The sequence below is a fragment of the Microbulbifer maximicatervae (SeqCode) genome, assembly GCF_052467505.1.
Window position 1 is genome coordinate 4,606,413 of the sequence record NZ_CP174313.1, and the last position, 26,832, is coordinate 4,633,244.

35 protein-coding genes and 1 pseudogene are annotated in these 26,832 nt (G+C 47.3%); 8 read left to right on the plus strand and 28 right to left on the minus strand.

The window, feature by feature from the left end; translation table 11 throughout:
• Positions 1-559: 559 nt before the first annotated feature.
• The 7 genes from ACJJIN_RS20275 to ACJJIN_RS20305 form a co-directional block, all read right to left on the minus strand.
• A complete protein-coding gene (locus ACJJIN_RS20275) occupies positions 560-961 on the minus strand; it encodes a hypothetical protein (RefSeq protein ID WP_444895956.1) in 402 nt (133 codons plus the stop codon).
• A gap of 1,641 nt (positions 962-2,602) precedes the next feature.
• The gene (locus tag ACJJIN_RS20280; RefSeq protein WP_444895957.1) at positions 2,603-2,866 is read right to left on the minus strand and encodes a hypothetical protein; all 264 of its coding nucleotides are present in this window, start codon (positions 2,864-2,866) and stop codon (positions 2,603-2,605) included.
• A gap of 109 nt (positions 2,867-2,975) precedes the next feature.
• Positions 2,976-3,293 carry a hypothetical protein gene (locus tag ACJJIN_RS20285; RefSeq protein ID WP_444895958.1) on the minus strand — a complete coding sequence of 106 codons (318 nt, stop codon included), beginning with the start codon at positions 3,291-3,293 and terminating at the stop codon, positions 2,976-2,978.
• A 90-nt stretch (positions 3,294-3,383) separates the two neighbouring features.
• Positions 3,384-3,752, minus strand: a complete 369-nt coding sequence (locus tag ACJJIN_RS20290) for a hypothetical protein (RefSeq protein WP_444895959.1) — start codon at positions 3,750-3,752, stop codon at positions 3,384-3,386.
• A gap of 46 nt (positions 3,753-3,798) precedes the next feature.
• A complete protein-coding gene (locus ACJJIN_RS20295; RefSeq protein WP_444895960.1) occupies positions 3,799-4,086 on the minus strand; it encodes a hypothetical protein in 288 nt (95 codons plus the stop codon).
• Positions 4,087-4,173: 87 nt separating this feature from the next.
• The gene (locus ACJJIN_RS20300) at positions 4,174-4,539 is read right to left on the minus strand and encodes a hypothetical protein (protein ID WP_444895961.1); all 366 of its coding nucleotides are present in this window, start codon (positions 4,537-4,539) and stop codon (positions 4,174-4,176) included.
• Between the two features lie 49 nt (positions 4,540-4,588).
• Positions 4,589-4,960, minus strand: coding sequence for a TonB family protein (locus tag ACJJIN_RS20305; protein WP_444895962.1), 372 nt, complete (start codon positions 4,958-4,960; stop codon positions 4,589-4,591).
• A gap of 325 nt (positions 4,961-5,285) precedes the next feature.
• Here ACJJIN_RS20305 and ACJJIN_RS20310 point away from each other — a divergent pair, with 325 nt between their 5' ends.
• Together ACJJIN_RS20310 and ACJJIN_RS20315 are read left to right on the plus strand one after the other, a co-directional pair.
• Positions 5,286-5,618, plus strand: coding sequence for an IS110 family transposase (locus tag ACJJIN_RS20310; protein WP_444895963.1), 333 nt, complete (start codon positions 5,286-5,288; stop codon positions 5,616-5,618).
• Positions 5,588-6,199: a transposase gene (locus tag ACJJIN_RS20315; RefSeq protein WP_444895964.1), complete on the plus strand. Its 612-nt coding sequence runs from the start codon at positions 5,588-5,590 to the stop codon at positions 6,197-6,199. The genes ACJJIN_RS20310 and ACJJIN_RS20315 overlap by 31 nt, the downstream gene beginning before the upstream one ends.
• A 56-nt stretch (positions 6,200-6,255) precedes the next feature.
• Here the strand turns inward: ACJJIN_RS20315 and ACJJIN_RS20320 are convergent, their stop codons facing one another.
• From ACJJIN_RS20320 to ACJJIN_RS20350, 7 genes are all read right to left on the minus strand, one after another.
• Positions 6,256-6,624, minus strand: a complete 369-nt coding sequence (locus ACJJIN_RS20320) for a hypothetical protein (RefSeq protein ID WP_444895965.1) — start codon at positions 6,622-6,624, stop codon at positions 6,256-6,258.
• A gap of 85 nt (positions 6,625-6,709) precedes the next feature.
• A complete protein-coding gene (locus ACJJIN_RS20325) occupies positions 6,710-7,051 on the minus strand; it encodes a hypothetical protein (RefSeq protein ID WP_444895966.1) in 342 nt (113 codons plus the stop codon).
• A 74-nt stretch (positions 7,052-7,125) separates the two neighbouring features.
• A complete protein-coding gene (locus tag ACJJIN_RS20330; protein WP_444895967.1) occupies positions 7,126-7,446 on the minus strand; it encodes a hypothetical protein in 321 nt (106 codons plus the stop codon).
• A gap of 117 nt (positions 7,447-7,563) precedes the next feature.
• Complete coding sequence (locus ACJJIN_RS20335) at positions 7,564-7,962, minus strand: hypothetical protein (protein WP_444895968.1); 399 nt, start codon at positions 7,960-7,962, stop codon at positions 7,564-7,566.
• A 476-nt stretch (positions 7,963-8,438) separates the two neighbouring features.
• Positions 8,439-8,840 carry a hypothetical protein gene (locus ACJJIN_RS20340; RefSeq protein WP_444895969.1) on the minus strand — a complete coding sequence of 134 codons (402 nt, stop codon included), beginning with the start codon at positions 8,838-8,840 and terminating at the stop codon, positions 8,439-8,441.
• A 51-nt stretch (positions 8,841-8,891) separates the two neighbouring features.
• The gene (locus ACJJIN_RS20345) at positions 8,892-9,476 is read right to left on the minus strand and encodes an IS3 family transposase (RefSeq protein WP_444898277.1); all 585 of its coding nucleotides are present in this window, start codon (positions 9,474-9,476) and stop codon (positions 8,892-8,894) included.
• 9 nt (positions 9,477-9,485) lie between these two features.
• Positions 9,486-9,698: an IS3 family transposase gene (locus ACJJIN_RS20350; protein WP_444895970.1), complete on the minus strand. Its 213-nt coding sequence runs from the start codon at positions 9,696-9,698 to the stop codon at positions 9,486-9,488.
• Positions 9,699-9,837: 139 nt separating this feature from the next.
• Here ACJJIN_RS20350 and ACJJIN_RS20355 point away from each other — a divergent pair, with 139 nt between their 5' ends.
• Entirely contained in the window at positions 9,838-10,989 is a 1,152-nt protein-coding gene (locus ACJJIN_RS20355; protein WP_444895971.1) for an IS30 family transposase, read from the plus strand.
• 60 nt (positions 10,990-11,049) lie between these two features.
• Here the strand turns inward: ACJJIN_RS20355 and ACJJIN_RS20360 are convergent.
• From ACJJIN_RS20360 to ACJJIN_RS20400, 9 genes and pseudogenes are all read right to left on the minus strand, one after another.
• Positions 11,050-11,277 (minus strand): annotated as a pseudogene (locus ACJJIN_RS20360) (transposase); the annotation flags it as partial.
• A 134-nt stretch (positions 11,278-11,411) separates the two neighbouring features.
• Entirely contained in the window at positions 11,412-11,678 is a 267-nt protein-coding gene (locus ACJJIN_RS20365) for a toxin-antitoxin system YwqK family antitoxin (RefSeq protein WP_444895972.1), read from the minus strand.
• Positions 11,679-11,798: 120 nt separating this feature from the next.
• Positions 11,799-12,338 carry a hypothetical protein gene (locus ACJJIN_RS20370; RefSeq protein ID WP_444895973.1) on the minus strand — a complete coding sequence of 180 codons (540 nt, stop codon included), beginning with the start codon at positions 12,336-12,338 and terminating at the stop codon, positions 11,799-11,801.
• 48 nt (positions 12,339-12,386) lie between these two features.
• Positions 12,387-13,232, minus strand: coding sequence for an IS3 family transposase (locus ACJJIN_RS20375; RefSeq protein WP_444895974.1), 846 nt, complete (start codon positions 13,230-13,232; stop codon positions 12,387-12,389).
• 8 nt (positions 13,233-13,240) lie between these two features.
• Positions 13,241-13,549 (minus strand): transposase, encoded by a 309-nt coding sequence (locus ACJJIN_RS20380; RefSeq protein WP_444895975.1) that lies wholly within the window; start codon positions 13,547-13,549, stop codon positions 13,241-13,243.
• A gap of 134 nt (positions 13,550-13,683) precedes the next feature.
• Positions 13,684-14,094, minus strand: a complete 411-nt coding sequence (locus ACJJIN_RS20385; protein WP_444895976.1) for a DUF6896 domain-containing protein — start codon at positions 14,092-14,094, stop codon at positions 13,684-13,686.
• 115 nt (positions 14,095-14,209) lie between these two features.
• Positions 14,210-14,488 carry a hypothetical protein gene (locus ACJJIN_RS20390; RefSeq protein WP_444895977.1) on the minus strand — a complete coding sequence of 93 codons (279 nt, stop codon included), beginning with the start codon at positions 14,486-14,488 and terminating at the stop codon, positions 14,210-14,212.
• A 116-nt stretch (positions 14,489-14,604) separates the two neighbouring features.
• The gene (locus ACJJIN_RS20395) at positions 14,605-14,985 is read right to left on the minus strand and encodes a hypothetical protein (protein WP_444895978.1); all 381 of its coding nucleotides are present in this window, start codon (positions 14,983-14,985) and stop codon (positions 14,605-14,607) included.
• 78 nt (positions 14,986-15,063) lie between these two features.
• A complete protein-coding gene (locus ACJJIN_RS20400) occupies positions 15,064-15,486 on the minus strand; it encodes a hypothetical protein (protein WP_444895979.1) in 423 nt (140 codons plus the stop codon).
• A gap of 330 nt (positions 15,487-15,816) precedes the next feature.
• Between ACJJIN_RS20400 and ACJJIN_RS20405 the strand changes: the two genes are divergently transcribed.
• Positions 15,817-16,758, plus strand: a complete 942-nt coding sequence (locus ACJJIN_RS20405; RefSeq protein WP_444894991.1) for an IS110 family RNA-guided transposase — start codon at positions 15,817-15,819, stop codon at positions 16,756-16,758.
• 46 nt (positions 16,759-16,804) lie between these two features.
• Here the strand turns inward: ACJJIN_RS20405 and ACJJIN_RS20410 are convergent, their stop codons facing one another.
• The 5 genes from ACJJIN_RS20410 to malT all read right to left on the minus strand — a co-directional run bounded on the left by ACJJIN_RS20410 (position 16,805) and on the right by malT (position 23,598).
• Positions 16,805-17,041: a hypothetical protein gene (locus ACJJIN_RS20410; RefSeq protein ID WP_444895980.1), complete on the minus strand. Its 237-nt coding sequence runs from the start codon at positions 17,039-17,041 to the stop codon at positions 16,805-16,807.
• Positions 17,042-17,165: 124 nt separating this feature from the next.
• Positions 17,166-17,537: a hypothetical protein gene (locus ACJJIN_RS20415; protein WP_444895981.1), complete on the minus strand. Its 372-nt coding sequence runs from the start codon at positions 17,535-17,537 to the stop codon at positions 17,166-17,168.
• Positions 17,538-17,636: 99 nt separating this feature from the next.
• Complete coding sequence (locus ACJJIN_RS20420) at positions 17,637-18,044, minus strand: hypothetical protein (protein ID WP_444895982.1); 408 nt, start codon at positions 18,042-18,044, stop codon at positions 17,637-17,639.
• A gap of 985 nt (positions 18,045-19,029) precedes the next feature.
• Positions 19,030-20,673: an alpha-amylase family glycosyl hydrolase gene (locus ACJJIN_RS20425; RefSeq protein WP_444895983.1), complete on the minus strand. Its 1,644-nt coding sequence runs from the start codon at positions 20,671-20,673 to the stop codon at positions 19,030-19,032.
• A 210-nt stretch (positions 20,674-20,883) separates the two neighbouring features.
• Entirely contained in the window at positions 20,884-23,598 is a 2,715-nt protein-coding gene (malT, locus tag ACJJIN_RS20430; RefSeq protein WP_444895984.1) for an HTH-type transcriptional regulator MalT, read from the minus strand.
• Positions 23,599-24,032: 434 nt separating this feature from the next.
• On the opposite strand from malT, the gene ACJJIN_RS20435 reads away from it, so the two are divergent.
• The 4 genes from ACJJIN_RS20435 to ACJJIN_RS20450 all read left to right on the plus strand — a co-directional run bounded on the left by ACJJIN_RS20435 (position 24,033) and on the right by ACJJIN_RS20450 (position 26,809).
• Positions 24,033-24,926, plus strand: coding sequence for a hypothetical protein (locus tag ACJJIN_RS20435; protein ID WP_444895985.1), 894 nt, complete (start codon positions 24,033-24,035; stop codon positions 24,924-24,926).
• A 50-nt stretch (positions 24,927-24,976) separates the two neighbouring features.
• Entirely contained in the window at positions 24,977-25,627 is a 651-nt protein-coding gene (locus ACJJIN_RS20440; RefSeq protein WP_108734664.1) for an MBL fold metallo-hydrolase, read from the plus strand.
• Between the two features lie 55 nt (positions 25,628-25,682).
• Positions 25,683-26,297, plus strand: coding sequence for a DUF2799 domain-containing protein (locus ACJJIN_RS20445; protein ID WP_444895986.1), 615 nt, complete (start codon positions 25,683-25,685; stop codon positions 26,295-26,297).
• 83 nt (positions 26,298-26,380) lie between these two features.
• Positions 26,381-26,809, plus strand: coding sequence for a hotdog fold thioesterase (locus tag ACJJIN_RS20450; RefSeq protein ID WP_444892114.1), 429 nt, complete (start codon positions 26,381-26,383; stop codon positions 26,807-26,809).
• Positions 26,810-26,832: the final 23 nt, after the last annotated feature.

Sequence of the window (26,832 nt, forward strand, 5' to 3'; positions counted from 1 at the left end):
ATAGGGAATTGATGATTCATTAAGATCTCTAGGTGCCTGGGAACACGTGGATCATACAACTTTCCATCGATTATTAACGAATTAAATAAGTCGATGTAGGAAGAGAGTCCAAGAAGTAATGAAAGAACCGCTGGGTAAATAAATCCGACCCCTATAGAGAATATAAGTTGGGAATGAAAGTCTTTGAATTTACCGATTTTCATGATTAATAATATTTTTTATGACCGGATCTGCGAAGTAGTGACGGCCCGATGAAACCCTAGTGCTGAGATGAATAGCATTAATTTGCTAAATACCTACCTCTTAAGAGAAACATTAAACCAATGATACCATGCACCAATCTCTGCTGCTTGAGCTACTGGACGTTAAGTGAGGACTCATAGCGATGACGGTGAACACTTAGATTGTCACGTAGCGCCTAATTTTTCTAGAGTTGTTATCATACCACTTGGTCTATCCGTGAGAATTGATCTAGATAGAGATGTATCAAGGGTCTGATACTATTTTAATAACGGCGCGGCCCTCCATGAGGCCGCCTTTGAATCTGCAAACCGATGATTCAGAAATTGTAGCTAAGGGCTAATGCAGCGAAAGAAGGGGTTTCGTTATCCATCTTATAGATTGTGTGTTCCAGGCTTATTGCCCAACTCTGATAATTCCAACCTGCTGATATCCCATAGTACCAATCGTAACCATCGTTACGCCATTTACTTGATTCTGAGTATTCAACAGGTCCCCCACTACCTGGAGCACCAATAACAGTTGGGGCCGCAAGGTACTCCAAATACTCCCCTTTGAATTTATATTTAACATCCCAGCGCTGATATCCAAATCGAAGCCCTGTATATAATGCCTTTTTCGTATCAGTAGAAATAGATAAGCCTAGTGTTTTTAACTTAATCTCTGAGCTGAGGTTTTCTGTAATGCTAAAGTTAGTATCTGTGCTTGGAAAGTGGTACATTCCACTAGATTCCCCTAAATCGCTAAATCGCTAAATCGCTAAATCCACCTTCCAAAGCGAGGTATCTATTGATCCGGTAACCGGCAGAAAAGCTCCAGCCTTCTGAATCTGATAGTGAAAAATTATAACTATCTATAACTTCTTGGGCTTCAATATCAGTGTCAACGCTGCCATAAGATATTCTTAAGTAATAATCGTCTTCCTGGGCGATGGTATTGCTTGTGACAAATATAATGAATAAAAATAAGATTGTTTTTTCAAGAGTTCCTCCGTAAGTAACGCCAAGATAACGGGCAGCTTGCTGGCGTTCGTTGACCGCTTTGTTAGCTATTTGGTTGATGGCACATACTTTATGGCTAATGTGTACGATAACATAACATGTTGCGACTCAGTGACACCAAAGCCTGATGGTTTATATGTATGAAGACCATTAGCTGAAGATAGGTGAAAATATGTTTCACCATTGATTCTAATGTTCTGCGGAGGTTTGACTTTCTCTCGCTTTACAAGCTCGTTACAAAGGGGAAGTGGAATTTCAACCTTGCCCAATTTCGAGTCTTGAACCTGAATAGTATGCTCCTGGTATTGGCTATCCCTTCCTACCTCTCTCCAAGTTCTATAATTTCCCCTTGTACTACACTGCGCATCAAAGTATGACTCGCATTGAATATTTCTTTCAATTTTGGGCTGATCGGAGTATTTAAATTCGATTGAATGAACCCCTTCATCCTGATAGATCGGACGTGGAATCTTTGAGTCAATACACATTGCAGTGTGTATTCCGGGAATACAGCCTGCAACAAGCAATGTAGATGTAGATAGGGTTATAAATAGTCTCATAGTTTCGTACAGCTAACGCCAAAACAATGTATGCCGTAGGTGTCATATTGATTTACTTGTTATATTTACAAGCTAGTCTATAACGATTTGATTAAGTTGGCGAGCCAGTCAAAGGTGAAAATGGTTGTATAAAATTTTAAGCAAATTATGCCAATAAATATTACGATTAAACCGGCTTTAAATCTACGGCTTTTTATATTATTCCAGAATAAAATTTTTGAACTGATCTCACTTTTAATTTTTTCAACTCCTTCTTTCATGAACAATTTCCCTTTGTTGATAAAAAATAAAGACTGAATAAAAAATATAACGCTCCACTTAGCGGGAGCAGACTGCCCGGCTAAAATTGCGAGGCACGAGCAGAGCCGGGCTGGCTGAAATCCGCCTACAGTGCCTTGTTATCTTTCTCCTGCGCTGGGTAAGAAGAACTCAACTTTGCCGCAGGATTCACAAGCAAACATATCGAGCACTTGTTTATCTACAAACAACTCCCCGAGATTTCCAATTGCGCCCCATCGAGTGCCCTCGTGAAACTCTTTGGAACCTAGCTCTAGCATCGCCGAATCACAGCGAAGGCATTTAAGGGCCTGGGTCTTCGATTTAGGTGGCTTTGCTTGCCCTCTCTCACAGCCGCAGTTCCAGCAAACTTCAAAGCTGGATTCTTCGATCTCTGTACTACAGTTTTGGCATTTCTAAGCCACAGAACCTCCTAGAAAGATAACGCCCGTAGCATAAGCAAAATTGAGGCGCAGCGCCAATTTTGTCGGTGTACCAACACTTGTTAAGTATTTAGCGCATTGTTTAGTCACTACCGCCATCGCCGCCACAATCGTCTGATGAACACTCACCGGACTCTTTGCCTGCATAAGCATCATTTTCGGTACTAAACATTTCAGGAAACGAGAATAGAACGAGTGGTATACCGGCACCAAATCCTAAGAAAATTATAGGTACTCGCCACCTGACTTCTTCTCCTGCTTTGATTTGCTCTGCAACGTCTATTACTCCAAAGATAAAGAGAATAAATACCAATATGAAAAATATTCCTCTAGTTACAGATTGCATGTTCATCTCCTTTGAACGCCCACATAAGGCGCCCATTAGACGCTTGCTAGTCTTTTTCGGCCTTGTGCCGCCTCAGCAAGCGTGTAATGGGTCGGCTTTAATGCGTTTATTATGCACTTTGTCCTGTAAAATAGATGTAAATAATGACAACTAAAACGCCAAAAATGACCGGGTAAACCTTAGTGAATACCGATTTAGGTTGAGGTCTTAGGTATTCAAATTCTGGCATCCCCTTAACTGCTAGATCGTCAAAGGTATACCTAAGCTCTGATAGCTTCCGCTCATCGGTCTTTGTGAAAGGCTTTTTATCTGCGAGATTTCTCATTTCTGCTAGAGATGATTGCAGGGTCTTAATCTCTTCCTCGGATAGTAAGCCGCTATTTATGGTTTTACTTGCGGCCTCATCGAAACTCATTTCAGGGTTCATTCTAATCGCCTGACTGTGCATAACGCCCCGTACAGGGGCAGACAAATAAGCGTAGTCCCAGCAACCAACGGGAGCGATTGTTGAGGCTTGTTACATACTGATACTGACTGCAATTTTGGGATCACAGATTCCTTCCCCATAATAAGCAACAATTTCAACACTTTCCCAGTTTCCAGAGATATCAAACTCCCCTTCAGCCTTGCCTCCTTGAACAGTGAATTTCATCGGGATCGAAGCACCAGGATTTTTATTGCCTGCATCAAGGAAAATAATCACTTCCTTTATTTTAAAGCCCTTGTATTGGCTTACGGCATAGAACTTATGGCCAAGGCCTCCATATAACTTCCATGAATGTAGAGTTTCTTTACTTCCATGAATGGGATCTGGACACCTTACAGAACCAAGCGCTATCTGCGTAAAAGTTAGAAAAATAATAAATAGCAATAACTTCATAGACATGTAAAACCAGTCCAGTAACATGCGCTTGTTAGGCATTTGGTACAAGCTAGTGAACAAGGTGTGCCCCAGCTATTTCTAGCATCTCAATATCGATAGCCAGACCAGATTCCGAACCAACTACAACGCCTGTCATTCCGCAGCGCGGACAACAGGCAGTAGCTCCATCATCCCACCATCTGGTAATTTCAGATGGTGGATATATTTCACCACAGCCAATACAACCTAAAATATCACTTCCTACTATCTGCTCTCTATTATTGTCAGTAGCACCCTGATAAGAAAATGGATCAACACTAGGATCCCAATAACGGCCACTTTTTAAACGTATACTCATTATGTGCCTAACGTCAAGGTAATGGGCCGACTGGAGCGTAGCGTAAGGAGGTCCAGCCGCAGGCGCCATTGACCGCCTTGTTAGGCATTACTGAGCGAGTGGATTTGGACCCGCTGCTATGCATTGCCTTGACCTTTTTATTGTGTATTGTTTATTTAGATAAATACAGTGCTCGCCATCCATCGCCACACTATGCCCACCACTTTTTTCACGATAAAGCATGATGATTGAAACTACATAGCCACCATCTGTTTCATAAGCATGAAACTCATAATCGATAGGTTGGCTGACGCTAGTTACATTTTCTACAAAATACTCCTGAGCGATATCGAAGGCCTTGATGACTTTATCCGATGCATAATAGTTCTTATGCGGATACCATTTGGGGTGCTCCAAGTCAGTACCCACTGCTAATGGCGAAAATAAAACCATAAAAAGTACGATTGTTCTCATTGGGCGTCCCGTGGAGGCCCTAAGGGCCGTAGCATCTTGCTTGCGTTTGTTATGCATTGCGGTGGCACGTTTGTTTTGGCTTGAACTCAAGGATCTTATTGTAAGTGCTACCTACCACGAAAGTACCCTCTTTGAACCTATATTTCATTAATGTTTTTATGGCAGCACGATTGAATATTTCCGTTTCTGCCTCTATCACATTTATTTTATGAGGTACTCCATGCTCATCAATTTCAAAGGCTACTTTCACAACCCCTGAAAGATCTCTACAAACTGGCGACATAGGATAGATAGGCTCTATTTCTTCGGCCGGCTCTTGAGCAGCAGCTGTCGCCGAGCATAAAACTAAAATAAACCAGAGTAGAAATTTACTTATTACTGATGCATAACGCCCGCAATAGGGGCGACCAATGCTATGCACGCTTTGTGCGAAACTGCGAGCGCAGCGACCTGCGCAAAACGTGCATGGCGTTGGGCGTCCCGCGGAGGCCCGAAGGTCTGTAGCAAACTGCTTGTGCTTGTATGGTTGTTCTTGCCCGATTCTGATGTTGAAAATCCTTTTCGTTAACGGGTAAATTGAGACCCACCTTCGGCGGCCACCGAAGGCCTTGTTTATCACAGTTCGCTGCTTGGCTGGTTCGTAAAAGACCGATAACAAGTATGAACGTGATAAGCACTCACTAGGCATAACTCGGATAGTCATGTGGGCCTCGAGCCCGAATAGCAAGGCGGAGATAGCTTATCTTATGGAACCTCAAGAGATCAATGTCGGTATCGATACCAGCAGTAAACAACTCGATATTTATGTGAGACCTACTGGCCAGTTCTTTAGTGTTGCCAATGATAAAAATGGCATTAAAGATGCCATTAAACAACTACAACCTCTTAAACCTCAAAGAGTATTAATAGAGTCTATAGGAAGACTCGAATTAGAGTTTGTTTGCGCCGCTGACAAAGCAGGATTACCTGTTGTTGTTTGCAACCCTTCACAGATAAGAAGCTTCGCTAAATCCGCAGGGCGCCTCGCCAAAACTGACAGGCTAGGTGCATGGATATTGCACATTTTGGTGAGACAATGAAGCCAAGACTATCGGCGCTAAAGCCAGAAAAACTCTGGGATATCAGTGACTTACTGGCGGCAAGAAGTCAGTGTTTAGAAATGAGTGCAAAGCAAAAGAATCGGCTTCAGAGAATGCCGAAATCAGTGCACAAACCTATACAGGCCATTCTAAACACCATCAAGAAAGAGTTACAAGGTATCGACAAGCAACTGGATAAACTGGTTAACAGTGTGTCTGAGTGGCGGCAAAGGCGCGACCTATTGTTGAGTGCTAAAGGAGTTGGAAATGTATTGGCTTATACGCTGATGAGTGAACTTCCCGAACTAGGAAAATTGAACCGTAAAGAAATCGCTGCACTTTCCGGTATCGCTCCGATGAACCGTGATAGCGGCAGCTTCCAGGGAAAGAGATATATTCGAGGAGGAAGGCATCGTGTACGAACGGTTTTGTTTGTCGTCATCATGGCATTCATTCAGCATCATCCCAAATTAAAGCCGATGTATAAGCGATTAGTCGACGCTGGTAAACCTAAAAAGGTTGCTCTGATTGTCTGCATGAGAAAGCAGATTACGCATCCTGAATGCGATGGTGAAAAATAACACCTATTGGGATGAAAGTATGGCTTAAAAACTTGACGAGTAACCATAGTCACTTGTTACATACTGATACTGACTGCAATTTTGGGATCACAGATTCCTTCCCCATAATAAGCAACAATTTCAACACTTTTCCAGTTTCCAGAGATATCAGACTCTCCTTCAGCCTTCCCTCCTTGAAGAGTGAATTTCATCGGGATCGAAGCACCAGGATTTTTATTGCCTGCATCAAGGAAAATAACCACTTCCTTTATTTTAAAGCCCTTGTATTGGCTTACGGCATAGAACTTATGGCCAAGGCCTCCATATAACTCCCATGAGTGTAGAGTTTCTTTACTTCCATGAATGGGATCTGAACACCTTACAGAACCAAGTGCTATCTGCGTAAAAGCTAGAAAAATAATAAATAGTAATAACTTCATAGACATGTAACGACCACAGCACGGGCGGCTGGAGCGCAGCGTAGGCCGTCCCGCGTAGGACCGAAGGGCCGTAGCAACGTGCCTGTGATTGTTAGCTGCCTTTACGTAATTGCTCATTATATATTTCCTGTATCTCAGCATGGCCAACTGCTCTTGAGCCTTCTAGAACCTCCAGATTAGCACCAGTCTCTAGGCAATTTGGGTATGCCTCTGGCGTGATAAATTTAACAAATGCTAGAGTGTGCCTGTTAGGTTCCGCAATCCCCGCATCAATAAACCAATGAATTGTAGTCGTGAGGTAGTCGACTTTAACCCTGTAATGAGGTTGGTATCCATTCTTTACGATAATATCTTTACCGGAAAGACATACCTGCACAAGAGCATCAGGCTCCCAGTCTGGATTTTCAATTCTATCGAATTTATCAGATATCACATTTGTCTCTTACAATAGTTAACGCTCAGCTAAGGGGCGAAGTGCGCAGCACTTTGTCCCGCTTGAGCGCCTTGTTATGGTGCATAACCTAGAGGCACCACAAAAAATAAGGTTAGAAAACCCATCATGTAAACAGCAAAGAAAACCAACATAGACTTTCCTAGCGTAGCCAAACCCGAATCTCCAAGGTCTCGCCACTCTCTTTTGAAGAGAAACTTCATAAACGAAATATTGCTAGAAATAGAATTGTTCATGATGAGGCTTGGCTTTCCCATCGAGGCATATTTATCAGGGTGCCTGGTTTCTAATATTTTAAATAGTCGGTAGCAGAGGAAGAACCAAACAAATACCGAACAAAATAACACTCCAAAAATGATTGGGAAGACTTCCTTCACTTCATGCTCCTTGCACCATAACGCCGTTGGTTTGTTTGCGGTAGCGTAGCGTTAAACCATAAACGAAGCAACGGAGTGGAGGTCCAGCTCGCTCGCGGGCGATGCTTGATAACTTTGTTAAGGCACATTTAGCTTACGCAACCCTTGAAGGAAGGTGGTGGTACCGCCGAAGAGCCCTACAAAAACAAAATATGCTTGAAAAGCATTGCCATAAGGGATAAATAGAAGTGCTACACCAATTAAGAATAGGAATGAGCCAATAGTCATAATTGCAACCCCACTAGGTTTCGACGCGCGACTTACACATGCACGAATCAACGCCCAAAGGGATAGAAGGAAAGTTACATAGAAAAACGAGTAGCTTAAAAATGAAGCTTCTCCATTAAGGAACATAAGCATCCCGAAGTAAGATACTGTTCCAGTAAATGTGCAGATAATGAGGGAAACTACGATTGTAAATATACGCTCCTTTTTAGTTGGAACACGATCAATATCCCAATTTCCTCGCAATCTCATAGGGAGCCTTAACGCTGGCCGCACAGGCGAGCCACGCAGTGGCGAGTCCAGCCGCCAGAGGCGGTGAGGTGCCGGCCCTTGTTAAGTGTTTTACGCACGTGCTTGCACCTCATGGTGCTTACCTTGCAGCCACACGTGCAAATATTCTTGGTCAGCACGAACCTCAATAGTTGGCTCATTAGTTGATGAAAGCACTTCATACTCGTAACCAGGGGAGCCTGACAAGCTAACTACTTGTGCAATGCCTCTTTCAAAGCGAACATGATTGCCGTTGCCACATTTACTACACAAGCACCAAACCATTTGGCGGAGAGGCCAGGAAAACTCCGCACTATCTATGGCAGATTGTAATTCTATTTCTGATTCGCAGTGCTTACATTTCATAGGACACTTAACGCCAAGCTTTGGGGCGGACCACGCAGTGGGCGAAGGTTTCGGCCGTCCCAGCAGCCGAAGGCTGCGACAACAGCGCCTTATTATATTTTGATTGTTTCAACTAACCGCTCAAATATAAAAGTAGTTGGACCGTATTTTTGTTTTACGCAAATCTCGAATGTTTCAATCGCCAGCCTAGTACCTACAGCGACGGCTTCACTATCCCAGTAGCCGCAGCGATCATACTCTATTAGCGAACCATCAAGATCAATTTCTACAGCATCGTATTGTTCGTTAAACTGGTCGATTCTCTCGCCGACAAAAGTGACAACACTGCTCTTTTTTTTATGGGGTATAGTACCAGCTTCATAGCTCTGCCACCACTGACGAGAACCTACAACCCCATTGGATTCAATATACTCTGGCCAATCCGCCTCAAGAACTTCGTTAACTGAAGATGCCCATGGTGACTTAGATTCCTTTAAATCAAATATTACTGGCATTATCTAAATTTCGGTGAAACTGGTCTTGCCCACAAAAAGCAGACACTCTAACTATACGTATTTTCGCTCATACTCTGCTGGACTTTCATAGCCCAATGCAGAGTGCCTACGAACCCTATTGTAGAAAATCTCAATGTATTCAAACACCTCAGATTTTGCTTGCTCTTCGCTTTCGAATGTTCCGGCATAGACCAGCTCGACTTTTAGCCTGCTAAAGAATGATTCCATTGCCGCATTATCCCAACAGTTAGCCTGGCGACTCATACTCGGCTTGCACTTGCTGTCGGACAAGAGATCCTGGTATTTCTGCGATCGATATTGCACACCTCTGTCAGAGTGAACTAGCAGTCCAGGCTTTATTGGTCGTTGCTCTAGGGCCATTTTCAGCGCTCGACGTGTCAATTCATCGGTCATCTGCGAGTCAAATGCCCAACCTACAATACGTCGATAGTACAAATCCATAACTACCGCGAGGTATATCCACCTCTCCAGAACCCAGATATACGTAATGTCACTGGTCCAGCGGCAATTTGGTTGATCCATATCAAAGCAACGCTTAAGTAAGTTGGCGGAGACGTTAATGCTCCCCTCTACGGGCTGACTATATCGAAAGCCTTTGCCGTTTCTCGCTTTAATATGCTCCTGTTACATAAGCTTAGCGACGTAATTCCGCGAGCATGGCTCACCTAACTCTTGAAGCTCGCAAGCAATTCTAGGCGCGCCATAACGACCTTTAAACTCAACAAACGTCTCTCGGATTTTCTCGATTGTTCGTATCTTTCTAATCGTGCGAGCAGATGGCAATCGCCCCCGCCATCGATAATAACCCAATCTTGAGACTTCTAAATACCGACACATCAAGCTAACCGGGAATGACCCTACATGCTCTTGTATCAGCGCGTACTTTACTCTTGATGGTTCGCAAAGTACGCAGCTGTAGATTTAATTGATCAGTGCAACACCCCTGTAGGAATATGGCCTATCGGGGGATCATTGAATGAAGCGTATATTTACAGCAGAAGAAAAAGAGTGGATTTTCGATGCTTGGAAAAAGGGCATTGGCTTTAGTGAAATTGCCAATGCCATAGATTCTAAGCCTGGAACCATTTTTACTGTTTTGAGAGATACTGGCGGAATTAAACCAATACCCAGAAAGCCATCTCCTCAACACCTCACATTAGCCGAACGCGAGGAAATACGTGCAGGTCTTTCTGCAAAACAAAGTATTCGAGCAATCGCTCGCTCCTTGAAACGGAACCCATCCACAATCTCGCGCGAGATTCAGAGAAATCGGGGGCGACGATACTATAAAGCAGTAGACGCAAACAACCGTGCAAAGCGGATGGCAAGGCGCCCCAAGCCGTATTTGCTAGAGCAAAACCCGAGGCTAAAGAAGCTTGTTTTGGAAAAATTGGAGTTGAACTGGTCACCAGAGCAAATATCGGGTTGGTTACGGAAGACATATCAGGCTGATGAATCAATGAAGATATCAGCAGAGACTATCTATAAAACACTTTACTTCCGTGTGCGTTCAGCGCTTCATCATAAGCTAGTAAAGCATTTGCGACGGTCTCACAGTCTTCGTCACAGCAAACAACATTCACGTAAAGGCGAGCGCGGTACTATCAACATCGTCAACGGTACATCGATAAGGGAGCGTCCTCAGGAGATACAAGAACGATGTGTTTTAGGTCATTGGGAGGGTGACTTGGTGTCAGGTTCAAACAACACTCATATTGCCACGCTTGTTGATCGAAAATCGCGGTATACGATCATTCTTAAGTTGAAAGGGAAAGATGCAGCTTCTGTGAACCAGGCGCTTGTTGCTAAGTTTAAAAAACTTCCAAAAGAGCTTTGCCAATCACTGACGTGGGACCGAGGAATGGAACTGGCGAAGCACGCTGAATTTACAGAAAAGACGGGTGTTCCTGTCTTCTTCTGCGATCCTCAGAGCCCCTGGCAAAGGGGAACGAATGAAAATACCAACAGCTTAATCCGTCAGTACTTCCCAAAAAGGACATGCTTGGCACAGCATACTCAGAGGAAACTCAATCAAGTTGCTAACGAGCTTAATAGCAGGCCAAGAAAAACTCTGAACTTTGCGACACCAAAGCAGGTTATTAAACAGGGTGTTGCCTTGACAGGTTGAACCTACAGCTGCCTTTATTAGAAACTCAACCTCCTGACGAGCTTCATGCAGCTCCTTCTTGAGCTTGCGAACTTCAGCGCTTTCTTGTTTGGAATAGTCGACGCCGTCTGAACTATTGAACTGCTTGTCAGACAGTCGATTAAATTGACGACGCCAGTTATAGATCTGCTGTGCGCTGACGCCTAGCACTCGCGCCACAGAAGCCGTTGTTGCTCCAGGCTTTTCCGCTCTCTTAACCGCTTCTCTACGGAACTCCTCCGTATACGCCTGAGTTCTTTTCTTACCCATGATACACCTCCGTGTTAGGCCTAAACCTAACTATACAGGGTGTCTACTAAACGTGGGCAAGTCTTAAACATAACGCCCCAAGCAAAGGCGCGCTTTAGCGCGTCCAGCCCGAAGGGCGATTTTGCCTTGGTTTGTTATAAATTATCAATTTCTTCTTTAGTTAGCTCATGAGGAAAAACTATTTTTACTGTTTCTCCATTTGCCATTATTAACATATGGCTAAAAGAGCCATCCGAATGCCATTTAATCGTTTCGCCATGCTGCACTCCATTTTCATACTGATACCTATAGTATCGAGTGCCATCTTCATAAAATGCTTCTGCAATACCAGTAAACGGAGCGCCATTGTGGCACTCTTTACTATCAATTCTTTCTAACTCGGCTGCAGAAATTTTATTCATTCGGATTTATAACGCTTGGTGCAGGCTCGCCCGAAGCGCAGCGCCGTTTGTGCAAGAATGGGAGCGAAGCGACCTTGCATAAAAAGGTGCGGAGCTTTGGGCGTCGACTGCAACCCTTTGTTATGACCTTTCTCTCTCAACGCGAAAATCCTCCGCCAGTACAATATTGGCACCCATAATCAAGACTTTAGGAATTTCAGCGGACTTTAGCTTTCGTGATTGAGAGGAAAAGGAAATACCACACTCTTTTAGCCTTGAAATTACCTTTCTGCCAAGACCACTAGGCCCAGAATACAGAAGACCATAACCGTCATCTAATATAGAGACGATATCACATTGTGAATTGAAACATTCATCTAATGTAAGCCACCCATAATATTCTTTTCTTGTCATATCCGAGAACTCATTGGCTAATGCGGAAGCATTTTCTGCCCTTGAAGACACGTAAATATCTAGAGTGTCTTCTTCATAATGCGTTAGAAGAGGATGACTACAAACTACGTAAACTCCCCGAAAGACAAGCTCGTCGAATAGAAATTCCTTCTTTCGAATGTAATTGATCTTATATTGGTGGGATTCAGCTGTAACAAAACGTACAAACGTACTCTGCCTTTCGACAATCGTTCCTTCAGTTTTATCATCTAGCTCTTTAGGTATCACCGAAGCTTCCTGTAGTCTGGTCTTGCCCACAAAAAGTAGACACTCTAACTATACGTATTTTCGCTCATACTCTGCTGGACTTACATAGCCCAATGCAGAGTGCCTACGAACCCTATTGTAGAAAATCTCAATGTATTCAAACACCTCAGATTTTGCTTGCTCTTCGCTTTCGAATGTTCTGGCATAGACCAGCTCGACTTTTAGCCTGCTAAAGAATGATTCCATTGCCGCATTATCCCAACAGTTAGCCTGGCGACTCATGCTCGGCTTGCACTTGCTTTCGGACAAGAGATCCTGGTATTTCTGCGATCGATATTGCACACCCCTGTCAGAGTGAACTAGCAGTCCAGGCTTTATTGGTCGTCGCTCTAGGGCCATTTTCAATGCTCGACGTGTCAATTCATCGGTCATCTGCGAGTCGAATGCCCAACCTACAATACGTCGAGAGTACAGATCCATAACTACCGCGAGGTATAGCCACCTATCCAGAACCCAGATATACGTAATGTCACTGGTCCAGCGGCAATTTGGTCGATCCACATCAAAGCAACGCTTAAGTAAGTTGGCGGAGACGTTAATGCTCCCCTCCACGGGCTGACTATATCGAAAGCCTTTGCCGTTTCTCGCTTTAATATGTTCCTGTTGCATAAGCTTAGCGACGTAGTTCCGCGAGCATGGCTCACCTAACTCTTGAAGCTCGCAAGCAATTCTAGGCGCGCCATAACGACCTTTAAACTCAGCAAACGTCTCTCGGATTTTCTCGATTGTTCGTATCTCTCTAATCGTGCGAGCAGATGGCAATCGCCCCCGCCATCGATAATAACCCGATCTTGAGACTTCTAAACACCGACACATCAAGCTAACCGGGAATGACCCTACATGCTCTTGTATCAATGCGTACTTTACTCTTGGTGGTTCGCAAAGTACGCAGCTGCCTTTTTTAGAAACTCAACCTCCTGACGAGCTTCATGCAGCTCCTTCTTGAGTTTGCGAACTTCAGCGCTTTCCTGTTTGGAATAGTCGACACCGTCTAAACTATTGAACTGCTTATCAGACAGTCGATTAAATTGACGACGCCAGTTGTAGATCTGCTGTGCGCTGACGCCTAGCTCTCGCGCCACAGAAGCCGTTGTTGCTCCAGGCTTTTCCGCTCTCTTAACTGCTTCTCTGCGGAACTCCTCCGTATACGCCTGAGTTCTTTTCTTACCCATGATACACCTCCGTGTTAGGCCTAAACCTAACTATACAGGGTGTCTACTAAACGTGGGTAAGTCTTAGTCATAACGCCGCAAGCAAAGGCGCGCGTTAGCGCGTCCAGCCCGCAGGGCGATTTTGCCTTGCTTTGTTATGTGTTTTGCACGAGATAGTACAAATTGCCATATTCTCTCGGATCCGCTTTCTTTATTTCTTTGGCTTCAATAGCCTCTTGAAACCATTGTTTAATATCACTTTCTTTTACATTGGGATATTGCTTGCTACGAGTACGAACGAAGCCACATAGTCTCCACTCATCGAAACCATCAATACGACCATTGGCTCCATAGTCGAAGTCAACAGTGTCTTTTTTACTGATATGAACTTTACAGCCAATACCGTGAAAAAAGTACTTATGCTTCCCTCCAAGCATGCCAACCTGCTCAATAGGCGGCCCCCAATTATGAGGTTCATCAATCTCAAGATACCTCTTTAGTAGCTCATTGGCCTCTTCAACTTTTTCTTTGAAGTCGGAGATGATTTTTCGAAGTTCAGTATTCATGATTTACACATAACGCCCAGCACACGGGCGGCCGAAACAGAGCGAAGCGGCGTGTAGGCCGTCCAGCCCGGTGCTTTTTGCCGGGCTATCGTGCTGCTGTTTGTTATGAGCTTGGCTACGATAGAGCATCGAAGAAAATTTCTGTGTAATATTCATGAGATACACCCAGTTTATATACTCCAAACTCAACTTGGGTTTCTTCCATTTTTTCCACCCACAATCTATCAGCTCTTAATATCTCACACAGATCCTCTGAATCGCGAACACCCGATAGTTTGGTACTGATGGCTTCTCCAGAAGCAACAAAATCGAATGAAACTAGAAAAGAATCACCGTCACGTACGACGTGGAGCTCATCAACGGAGACACCCTTATATATTTTTCCTAGCTCCATGGTCTAGTGTTCCTTTGACTCATAACGCCCGGCTCACCGAGCAAATTTTTGTTGGCGGCTTTTGTGCGTATTTTGCACAAAAGATGACAGCGGAATTTGTCCGATGCAGCCGCTTGTTATGAGTTTGTCAGTTCCCAATTATTTATAGAGGACCAATCAAGCACGGACTCAACAACGTTACCTTTGGCATGAAACTCTTTTCGGTAAGAGAAGACTCCATTTGCTAATTTAAAGCTAGAAACGAAACCCTTTTCTACGGTTTTGAGCCTACTGACCAGACCATTTTCCAAGTCAAATATTGCAACTCTAGTAATTGGACCTTTCTGATAATCCGTTGTAAGCCACTCTTCGATTGCCAAATATCGGCCACCTTCGAGTTCGGCTCGATTAAAGCCATAGAAGTATTTGGGGATTTTAACTCCCTGAATTTCTAACTCGAAATACTGTGGGCCAAATCTAATTTCGCCAGCAATATCTAGGTTGTACTTTCTATCCATGATTACTCATAACGCCCGCAGGATGCTACGGCCAAAGCGCAGCTTAGGCCGTAGCATCCTGCCTGCGATTGTTATATTTCATTTGATGGGCTTGATTGGATTTGGGATCTGGGCTTGAGGTTTCTGAACTGTTCGAGCCCCCTCATCTAGAACATCCTCAGTAGGGAAAAGCACTGGTACTGAAAATTGCACTCTGCTTGCCAGTATATTTTTCGAGCCTTTTTCTCCACCAATATCACCACCGAAAATTCCCGAAAGAACTTTTACTTTAGCGCCACCTTTTGCAGAGTCTTCAGCGGTTATTGCGATGTCAAAGGCAACTGATTGAGCGTAGTTATTATTTCGGTTGTCCCATATGGAGTTTTCACTCACAGAGTCTTTATTTCTCATGAGGCCGCCAGGATTCACAGATGCACCAAGCTCTCTAGATCGCTCTTGGGCAGCCCTTACCCCATCAACAATGGAAACAAGTGTTTCTGAAACAAATTCTTTAAGGTCCAAACTTCTCTCCTTGAAATATAACGCCACTAACACGGGCCGAAATGGAGCTGCGAAGCAGCGGAATGTAGGTCCAGCCAGCTTTGCTGGCGGCCGTGCTTGGCTTTGTATGGTTGTTCTTGCCCGATTCTGATGTTGAAAATCCTTTTCGTTAACGGGTAAATTGAGACCCACCTTCGGCGGCCACCGAAGGCCTTGTTTATCACAGTTCGCTGCTTGGCTGGTTCGTAAAAGACCGATAACAAGTATGAACGTGATAAGCACTCACTAGGCATAACTCGGATAGTCATGTGGGCCTCGAGCCCGAATAGCAAGGCGGAGATAGCTTATCTTATGGAACCTCAAGAGATCAATGTCGGTATCGATACCAGCAGTAAACAACTCGATATTTATGTGAGACCTACTGGCCAGTTCTTTAGTGTTGCCAATGATAAAAATGGCATTAAAGATGCCATTAAACAACTACAACCTCTTAAACCTCAAAGAGTATTAATAGAGTCTACGGGAAGGCTCGAGTTAGAGTTTGTTTGCGCCGCCGACAAAGCCGGATTACCTATTGTTGTTTGCAATCCTTCGCAGATAAGGAGCTTCGCTAAATCTGCAGGGCGCCTCGCCAAAACTGACAAGCTAGATGCAATGGATATTGCACATTTTGGTGAGGCCATGAAGCCAGGGCTGTCGGTGCTAAAACCAGAAAAGCTTAGGGCGATCAGTGACTTACTGGCTGTAAGAAGTCAGTGTTTAGAGATGAGTACAATGCAAAAGAATCGGCTTCAGAGGATGCCGAAATCAGTACACAAACCTATCCAGACCATTCTAAACACCATCAAGAAAGAGTTACAAGGTATCGACAAGCAACTGGAAAAACTGGTTAACAGTGTGTCCGAGTGGCGGCAAAGGCGTGACCTATTGTTGAGTGCCAAAGGGGTCGGAAATGTATTGGCCTATACGTTAATGAGTGAACTTCCTGAGCTAGGACAATTGAACCGTAAAGAAATCGCTGCACTTGTCGGTATCGCCCCGATGAACCGTGATAGCGGCAACTTCCAGGGCAAACGATATATTCGAGGTGGAAGGCATCGCGTACGCACGGTTCTTTTTGTTTCCATCATGTCGGCCATACAACATCATCCCAAACTAAAGCCCATGTATAAGCGATTAGTCGACGCTGGCAAACCTAAAAAGGTTGCTCTGGTTGCCTGCATGAGAAAGCAGATTACGATCCTGAATACAATGGTGAAAAACAACACCTACTGGGATGAAAGTATGGCTTAAAAACTTGACGAGTAACCATAGTCACTTGTTAGCAATTTGATAGCACTCAAGCTTCGGAACCTTGCACTAGATATGGTGTTTTAGGGAGCTTAGTACCACACCATGGGCAATACGAAATTAGATTTCCACCAATTGACCCATCCGGAACTTCAACATACCAAACGGACTCCCCCCTAAATGAACGAGTGTATTTAACTTTAACTTCGTCACCACCTTCCGCCTCTTCCACTGCATAGAAGAGGCCGATACAACAATAACTTTTTATTTTATCAATTCTTTTCATGCTACCTATTGCAAAGAAACGCCCGTCAACGCGTATTGCTAACGCCGCAATAAAAGGCGAGCGTTAGCGAGTCCAGTCCACGTTTTTTGTGGGCGATTTTTAATTGCCTTGCTAGCACTTTTCACTAGAACTCCTTGCTAAACTCTGGAAGGCCCAATTCAGTTTTCAGTTGCAAAAACCTAGCCTCCGAGAATGGCCCTTGAGTAATTTCATCCCAATTTAAGTATTTATCATCTTTTGCCCGGTCTATGTAGAAATATGAAATAGAGCCACCGCCAATTGGTTTTTGTTTTGCTACTACATACTTCTCGTTAATTCCGACAGCTATAACTTCAGCTTCAACTCGACCGATTGAGGCATTTTCACTTATCTCGTGATTAAGCGTTCGATTGTCACCCGTATCAATCCATATAACCTCATACGGCCTATCTTTCCATTCCACGCCTGAATCACAGGAACAAAGGAATGAAGTAATAATAAGTAATGCTCGTTTCATATTGAGTGCTAACGCCCGGCTCATCGGCGAGCGCAGCGAGTCCGGTGGAGGTCGAAGGCCGGAACGAAATGCAGCCGCTTGTTAGGCGAACAACCTATCTTAGCTACCATAGATTTCTCTGCACTTGCTGCAGTAAAGAACCTCTTTTGTCTTTGCATCTTCAACCCAGCAAGGCCCATAAGCCACAACATTAGCATAAGGGTAGTTTTCATTAATAGTTCTTCGCTCAGCTTCTGTAGGAGATCTTCTTGTACCATAGATGATTTCAGCATGATCCTGCTCAAGCTCTACTTGATGCAAATGGCAGTATTGAAACAACGACCATATTTCTTGGTATGTTTTGTAGCCTAGCCCATACTCACTAACGAATTTTTCCCATTCAAGTTCTTGTTTGAATTTAAGGCGACTATTTTCTTTGTTGGAGCAACAGATAGTAGCCAAAAAGTTCAAATATCTTTCTGTACCAACGAACTCTTCAAACGTTTTTCTAATATCGCTAATTTCCATTAGGGACTCAATCCTCTTGGACGCCTAACAGTTAATTCAAAAGAAGCGTCTTTATATCACCATTCTATATATTTCTGTTGCAGTCATCCAAGATTAACCAAAAAATATAACAATATCAGTAGGTTAGAGGCTCTGACGAAATCCTCAACAGGTAGATATATAACAGCGACTATATATCTACCTGCTTTTCTTGCTCGTGACAATAGTGTCACCCCCTTTAAAGTCAATGACTTAGCTCGCTCTATCCAGAAATAGGAGAAGCTTCTCTTGAATTCTGATAATGAAAGTAGAACAAGATATGAAATGCTGTATATAAGACAGTTTGAAGAGCAATGTTATGGAAGATATTCGCGGTTGAGTACCAAGTAAGACTGAATGCTTCACGGGAGTCTACTGGTAGCATATTTGAAATTAAGTACGGTTGTTTTAGGAAGGAGAGGTAAACTAATACTCATTGGGAGAAGCAATTCATGTATTTTGTTAAGGAAAATAGCCTCACTGATAGGGTGGGAAGGTTGCGAGAAGCCTCTCTCACCTTGTACTTCAAGGAAGGACTGTCCCATTTCTAAATAGCTAAAATACAAGTCCTATTATCGGTTTTATATAAACGTTCAGAATTTTTCAATTTTTTATTTGAAAAATCATATGACGTGACCCTCCAATGGTAGTGCTTTAAATTGAGATTGAAGGATCCTTAACTCGATGGGTTGGTATTTTTCATTAGTTGATGATTTTGGCTTTGCATTTGGTTATTTCCAATAGCGAAGACTTACCTTGAGAGGGGATTCACACCGGATATCTTTATCTGGTTTTTTATATTGCAGGCTATAGATGATGAAGTGCTGGAGTTAAACAGAAAAAAGCCGGCATTGTGCCGGCGGGAAAGCAGACGTCGAAAGGAAGAGACGTTGCAGAGAGACTGTAATTCTTACTCGATGCCCAGGCTCGAATATGAGCTGGGCATCTTTTAAATATTGCTAATCAATCAGGCTTTTTTACGCAGTAGCACACAGGCATCTGCGGCAGCTAGCTCTAAGCTATTTCCTTCCGCATTGCCAGCAAACAGTGCCGGGGTAATATTGTGTGCACCGGAGAACTCGGCAGGTAATTTCAGGGTGCCACTGCTTTGCCCAAGGTTGAGAACAACCAGCATTTCTTCGCTGTCGCTGCGCCTTACAAAAGCAAACAAATCATTGCCGGTGTCGATCACTTCCTGCTCTGCTGCCGCCAACGATTGGGGTAGCTCCCGGTGCCATTCGATCAGTGCGCGGAAGCGGTTGAGCATTGAGCTCTGGGCGTCCTGCTGAACCTCTACCGCCCGTTGCTGGTGTTCCCCAGAGACGGGTAGCCAAGGTTTTGCTGTAGAAAAGCCAGCGTTGTCTTCGCTGGTATTGGTCCAGGGCATCGGTGTACGGCAGCCGTCGCGGCCTTTGAATTCCGGCCACAAATTAATGCCGTAGGGGTCCACTAGATCTTCATAGGCAATTTCCGCTTCCGGCAGGCCCAGTTCTTCCCCTTGATAGAGGCAGACACTGCCGCGCAGTGCCAATTGCATCAGCAGGAACAGCGGGGCTCTGGCATCGGCTTGATCGTCGTTAAAGCCTTTGTTCCAGCGGGTTATTGAGCGGGGTACATCGTGATTGCTGATCGACCAGCAGGGCCAGCCCTTCTCGATTACGTCGCGGTTTTTTTCCAGGGTTTCGCGCAGGAAGCCCGCACTGCAATCCTCGGTCAATAGATCGAAGGAATAAGCCATGTGCAGGCGTTTTTCCGTGGTGTACTCAGCCATGATCTTGTGGGTGTTGTCGTCGCCAACTTCACCTACGGTCACAGTGCCGGGATATTGATCCATTAACTGTCTTACCCGCTGGAGAAACACCAGGTTTTCCGGCTGGGATTTATCATTCTGGTGCCACTGGTAGTCGTAGTGATTGACTGGCGGCAGGCCTTTCTCGTCGAGCTTGAGCGGGCGCGCCGGGTTATTGGCCAGGGCCTGCTGATGGAAAATAAAGTTGACCGCATCCAGTCGGAAACCATCTACACCCCGATCGAGCCAGAACTTCATATCGGCGAGCAACTGCTCCTGGACTTCCGGGTTGTGCACATTCAGGTCCGGCTGTTCTTTGAGGAAGTTGGCCAAATAGTACTGGCGGCGGCGGGTACACCAGCGCCAGGAGCCTCCTCCGAATACGGAGACCCAATTGTTGGGAGGGGTGCCATCTTCTTGGGGGTCAACCCAGACATACCAGTCCGCTTTGGGGTTGTCGCGGTTGGCGCGGCTCTCCTGGAACCAGGGGTGCTGGTCCGAGGTGTGGCTGAGGATTTGGTCGATAATCACTTTCAGGCCGCGCTCGTGGGCCGCTTCGATCATCCGGTTGAAATCTTCCAGGTTGCCAAAAATAGGGTCTACATCGCGGTAGTCGGCAACGTCATAGCCAAAATCCACCATCGGCGATTTAAAAAAGGGTGAGATCCAGATGGCGTCTACGCCGAGGGATTTTACATAATCCAGTTTTTGCGTAATTCCGGGAATATCACCGATGCCATCTCCGTTGGCGTCGCAGAAGCTGCGTGGGTAAATCTGATAAATAACGCTATTGCGCCACCACTCATAGCTGTTGCCGCTCATGGATTACTGCCTTGTTTCATTATTTGAAATGTGGAGATAGTCCACCTTTAAAGGATAGGGTGAGTATGGAGCAGTCATTGGCGGGCTTCCTCCTCCCCGGCTAGGGGGGAGAGGGGGGTAAAGGGTGACCGGCCTGGGGTGGCTTGGTATCGGCGGGCGGGGGATGAGGAGCATAGTGGGCACGTCCCTGTGCCGCTGGAGCAGGACGGTTTAGGGCTTGTCCTGGACCGAGCGAAGCATTTGCTCGGCCAGGGCGATGGCCTCCTGGCGATCCTTGACGTCCAGCTTTTGGTAGAGGCTGCGAATATGGGTCTTGATGGTGCTCGGTGCCACCTTAAAGTGACGGGCGATTTTCTCGTTCGACAGCCCCGAATGAATCGCATTGAGTACCTGCCATTCCCTTGGGGTGAGAGGGGAGTGGCGAAGGAAGTCCGGCACGGCATCGCTGGCCAGTATCTCGCGGATAATGGTGTCATCCAGTTCGATGCGAATACCACCGTCCAGCTCTGGCTGCTGTTGTGCCGCTTTGATCAGTTGTTGGGCTTTGCTGGATTCCGCATCTCCCAGGCCATTTTCCAGGGCGGCTTTCAGGATAACGATTAAAGGTTTGCCGATTTGCAGGAAACTGGCGCGAAAATCCCGTTCGTGGGAGAGAAGCAGGGCTTCACTAATAGCCTCCACAGATTGGGGGTATTGCTCGCGTAGCCACAGCAAGTGAGATTCCAGCACCCGGTTACGCAGGCGATCTGTTTCCAGGCCGCACTCGTTGGCGACTTGTTTCAGGCGGCTCAATAGGCGATTGGCATCGGACCAGTGGTGCAGCTCAATCATCGCACGCACATGGTTGCGCCCGTGGCACTGCTCAAAGTGATTGCTGGGCCTGTCGGCGACAGGCGTTGCTTGTTCCAACCAGCTTGCGATGGCCTGCTGATTGCCCAGGGCGCGCCAGGTGCGGATGCGGGTGGCATCGGCGTTGGCGATCCAGTCCCGGTGGTAGCGCCCGTCTGTGAGCAGCCGCTCGATACGCTCCAGCCACTCCAGGGACTCCTCTTTCTCTCCTCGGGCCTGGGCGATTTTTAACAGCAGGGTGTACTCCGGCAGCAGCCAGTGCTCGCCGACCCGGCGGTTGATTTGCATACCTCGGCGAGCGGATTGCTCGGCACCTTCCAGATCGCCGGACTCCCATTGCAGCTGGCCGCGCAGCCGGCACACAAATTCCGAGATGGGCAGTGTGGACAGGTGATTTTTCTGCACCAGGGTCTGCACCTTTTCCTGCAGCGTGGACGCTTTCTTCAGCAGGCCCTGGGCAAAGGCGATCTCTGTCTGTTGGCAAATGGCCCAGGCGGCACTGGGAATATCCCGCTCGGCGATCGCCAGGGCTTCAACTTCCTGCATATAGCGATTGGCCTCTTGCAGGGCACCCAGGCAGAAGCTGGTTTCACCGGTGACCAGCAGAGCGGAGATTCTCTCGCCCAGCTGGTCTGCGCGGAGTAGGGCCAGGGCTTCTTCGGCATACTCCTTGGCTTGCAGAGTCTGCCCACGGGCAATGGCCACCTGGGCGCGCATGGTGGCAAAGGCGCCCTCAAAGTCGCGCCACTGTGCGGGGTCCTCCCGCTGCAGCCAGCTCTCGGAGGCCGCCAGGTTTTTCTCGCACAGGTCGTATTCAAAATTCTCCCGTGCCATTTTGGCGGACAGGAGAGTAAAGCGGGCGCTGTGTTGCAGGGCTTCGTCACCGAGCCAGTCGAGGCAGTCCCGCAGCAGGCGTGACTGCCCCGCGCGCAGAAGCTGTTCTCCTCGATCGTTGAGAAGTTGTTTTAACCGCTCGCGGTCGCCGCCGGCCAGGGCGTGGCGCAGGGCCTCCACTGGCTGGTCTAATTCTTGCCAGGTATCACAGGCAGTGCTGTGCAGTTGCAGTAAGTGTTCGCGGTCATTAATTTGCCGCTGCAGGAAGCGGGCGAAGACCGGGTGGAAGCGGAACCACTGGCGGCTTGAATCTTGCGCCTGCAGGAATAACCCGCGACGCGCGGCCTCTTCCAGCAACTGCTGACCATCTTGCCGACCGGTAAGGCGCTCCGCCAGTTGGGCATTCACCCGGGTGAGGATGGATGTGCAGGAAAGGAGCTGGCGCAGTTGGGGTTCCAGCCGTTCCAGCACTTCCTCAGCCAGGTAATCGAGAATATGACTGTGGCCCTGCTCCAGCTCTGCCAGATAGCGATCCACTTCGTTGCTGTCGCGCACCGATAAAGTGAATAGCTGTACGGCGGGAGGCCAGCCCTCACTGAGGTGATGCAGTTGGGCTGCGCGGTCGCCGTCGAGATTAAACGGCAGGCGCTGTTTGAGCAGGGTGGCGATTTCCTCAATGTTGAGGGCCAGCTCATTACTGCCCAATTCCAGTAATCGCCCTTGAACCCGCAGGGTGGCCAGGCCCAAAGGCGGTTGGCTGCGACTGGTGAGAACAATACCGACACCGGCGGGGGCGTGGCGCAACAAAAAGCGGGTAGTGTCGTGCACCTGCTGGTTGTCGATCTGGTGGTAGTCATCCAGCACGATGCGCAGTTCGCTGGGCAGGCCTCGCAGTTCCGACAGCAGGTGGCTTACCAGGGTTGAGGGGTCCGGGCGCTGGGGCGCGGACAATAACTGGTGAGTCTGGGGGACACCATTGCCGGTCGCCCTGTGCACACTTTCCACTAGGTAGCGGCAGAATTGGCTCGGTTCATTATCGCTGGCATCCAGCGTATACCAGGCCACCGGGTTGTCTTGCTGTGAGGCCCAGGAGGTAACCAGCGTGGTCTTGCCGTATCCCGCAGGAGCCGTCACCAACAGCAGTTGATCGCTGTGGCATTGGTTCAGAACCGACAGCAGGCGCGGGCGCGATAGGGCGTGCTCGGGGCAATCCGGCAGGCTGTATTTGGAAGTTAAAAGCATCGCTGCGGGAGGGATTGTTATAAATGTTTGATTTTTGTACAGCCACTATTATGCACCAGGACCCGGGTATTGTTACAGCACTGTAATAGGCCAGCTTTCTGGTGATTCCGCCTCTTGGGTGGCAAATTGGAGTGGCGCCGGTTTAGCTTTGGGCAGTATATTACTATTCGGGTTAAATCGGTCATCTCAACCCGTCGCAATGCAGTTTCTGCGGCTCACTAGTGGGTACGTTAGTTAATATTTACTGTGATGTATCCACACCGGCTCGTAAAGGGATGCATTATTGTGCAGCTTCCCCACGCGCCACTTTCAGTATTTTTTCGATTTTTCTTTGGCAGTGAGAATGCCCCTTGTGCGGGTTTTCATCAATGTTCATTCAATTAAAAAAGCCGAGCGCTGCGAAGGCGCCGATAGAATAATAAGAAGAGGAAGCCATGGCGGATATCGTAATCCTTGCTGCTGCGGGTATGGGGGCTGTGGATAACACGTTTGCAAAGCCACTGTTTTCGGCATTGGAAACCGAGCTTGGGGAGGAGTGGTCGCGTCTCTACTGCGCTGAATTACCCGGCCTGGAGCACTTCCAGAGTAACATCGAACGCACCTTTGAGAGTATGCAGAAACGCGAGCTGGACTTCCTGCGTGCACGAAAATATTTACTCCTGGGGATGTCGCAGACGGCGGCGCAGTCCGGCAATGTGGATCGCCGGGATAGCAACTACGAAAAGACCCAGCGCGAGATCTATGCGGCGCTGGCCAAGGCCGCTGATCAGGTTGATGAGCGGGCCCCGGTGATATTGGTCAGCCATTCGGTGGGTTGTATCAACCTATCTAATTACCTCTGGGATGCCCAGCGCCCCAATGTCAGTTGCGGTGTTTGGCGTGATGGTGGTCCCGCAGGCGTTCACAAAGGGTCCGCGCGTGAGAGGTTTTTGCGCCTCAAGACCCTGAGCCATTGGTACACTCTGGGACCGACAATGCCCCTCTGGTGCGCCGATCGACCCCGGGAGCAAATTCAGGCGGTCACCTCCAATTCCCGGGGATACAATTTTCGCTGGAAGAATTTTTATCACCCCAATGACCTGTTTGGCTGGCCCCTTAAACCCCTGAGCCCTTCCTATAACCAGGCGGTGTGCCGTGACTATGAGACTTGTTCACTCAGCGATCACGGCGCCTTGAGTCCAGTGGTTTTTCCCTCGCCCCCTGAGGATTACTGGCGGAACCCGATAGTTGTTGAGCAGCTGATAGAGGATGTGCGCTCCCTGCTCAAGACTGTGAATAAGCCCGCTCATCGGCATCCACAACCCTCTCAGCAGGCTCTCGCGGTATAATCCCCAATTACCTCAACAGTCTCCTGTAAAAGATGAAGGGCCGCTTTCTTATGTCGCTGCAATATCACCTGGTTCCGGTTACTCCTTTCCAGCAAAACTGCTCGTTGCTGTGGTGTGAAGACAGTAAGCGCGCGGCTGTTGTCGACCCCGGTGGCGATCTCGATAAGATTCTGGCGGCGGTGGAGGAGCGCGGTCTCAAGCTGGAGAAAATCCTGCTGACCCACGGCCACCTGGACCATGTAGGGGGCACTGCGGCGTTGTCCAAGCAGCTCCAGCTGCCGATAGAGGGGCCGCATAAAGGCGATGATTTCTGGATTCAGCAGTTGCCCATGCAGGCGCAGATGTTTGGTTTCCCCGCTGTCGAAGTATTTACTCCAGACCGCTGGTTGGAGCAGGGAGATACGGTTACTGTAGGGGATCAGGAACTGGAGGTGCACCACTGCCCGGGCCATACTCCCGGCCATGTGATTTTCTTCCACCGCCCCAGCCAGTTGGCTCTGGTGGGAGATGTTTTGTTTGCCGGTTCGATCGGGCGTACGGATTTCCCCCAGGGAGACCACGATACCCTGATTCGCTCTATCAAAGAGCGTCTATGGCCGCTGGGTGATGAGGTTCAATTTGTACCGGGGCATGGCCCCATGTCCACTTTTGGCCAGGAGCGCCAAACCAATCCTTTTGTCGCCGACAAGCGCTTTGGTTAAGTGATACCTGGATTCCAATAACAGGCGGGAAGTACAGCGCCGGGAGTCCCATTTTATGTTTGCAGGAAAAATACGTCTTTTTCTCGCCTTGCTGGTACTGGGGTTAAGCGGCTGCGCAGTAATTTCCGAAGAGGAGTGCCGCGCGGGGCTCTGGTATGAGCGGGGCCTGCAAGACGGCGCTCGCGGTCGCTCACAGTCGCTGGTGTACGATATTGCCCAAGAGTGTGATAGCTATGACATGCATGTGGATAGCGATGCATGGCTGCAGGGCCATGAAGAGGGTGTAGAGACTTACTGCACTGCAGAAAATGGCTATCACCAGGGGCGTAGGGGACGGAATTACCAAGGGGTTTGCACTGGCCCTACTGCTGATTTGTTTTTACAGAATTACGAGCGCGGTCTCGCCGAATACCGTATAGAGCAGCATTACCAGCGCCTTTTGTGGCGTCGGGATAATTTAGAGCGCGAGTTGCTCTCCCTGCATTACGCCTATCGGAACACTGATAGTGAAGCTCAGGCCCAGGCATTGTACTTGCAGCGGAGCCGCCTTCGCTGGGAGCTGCGGATGTTGGATATGGAGTTGTTTCGTTATGGCTTGTTTGGCCCCACTCATTTAACGCCCGGCTATTATCCCCCCGGATTTTTTTCTGCCAGATTATTTTATTGGTAAGTAGAAAAATTTATTGGTCCTGAATGTAAGTAAAGAAATCCGGGTCAATGCCCCGGTATTACACGCACAAGAGATTTATTGTAATGGCAATTTGGCATTTAGATCCTTCACTGGAAGAACTGAACCAGGGAATATCCCAGTGCATGCCCGGCTACCTGGGAATGGAAATTACGGAAATTGGCGATGATTACCTGGAAGGGACCTTGCCCGTAGATCACCGCACTCGCCAGCCCTTCGGTATTTTGCATGGTGGTGCAAATGTCGTATTGTCGGAGACGCTGGGTTCCATAGGTGCCAACCTATTAGTGGATACCGATAAATTTTATTGTGTCGGTCAGGAAGTTAATGCCAATCACCTACGCCCTGTCCCCGAGGGAGAGGTTCGCGGTCGTGCAAAACCCGTGCATATTGGGCGTAGCAGCCAGGTGTGGGAAATTCTGATCTATGCACCCAATGGGAAACTCAGCTGTATTTCTCGCATTACCATGGCTGTTGTAGCTCATGGTGCCTAGTATTATCTCTTGGGTTGCGTGTG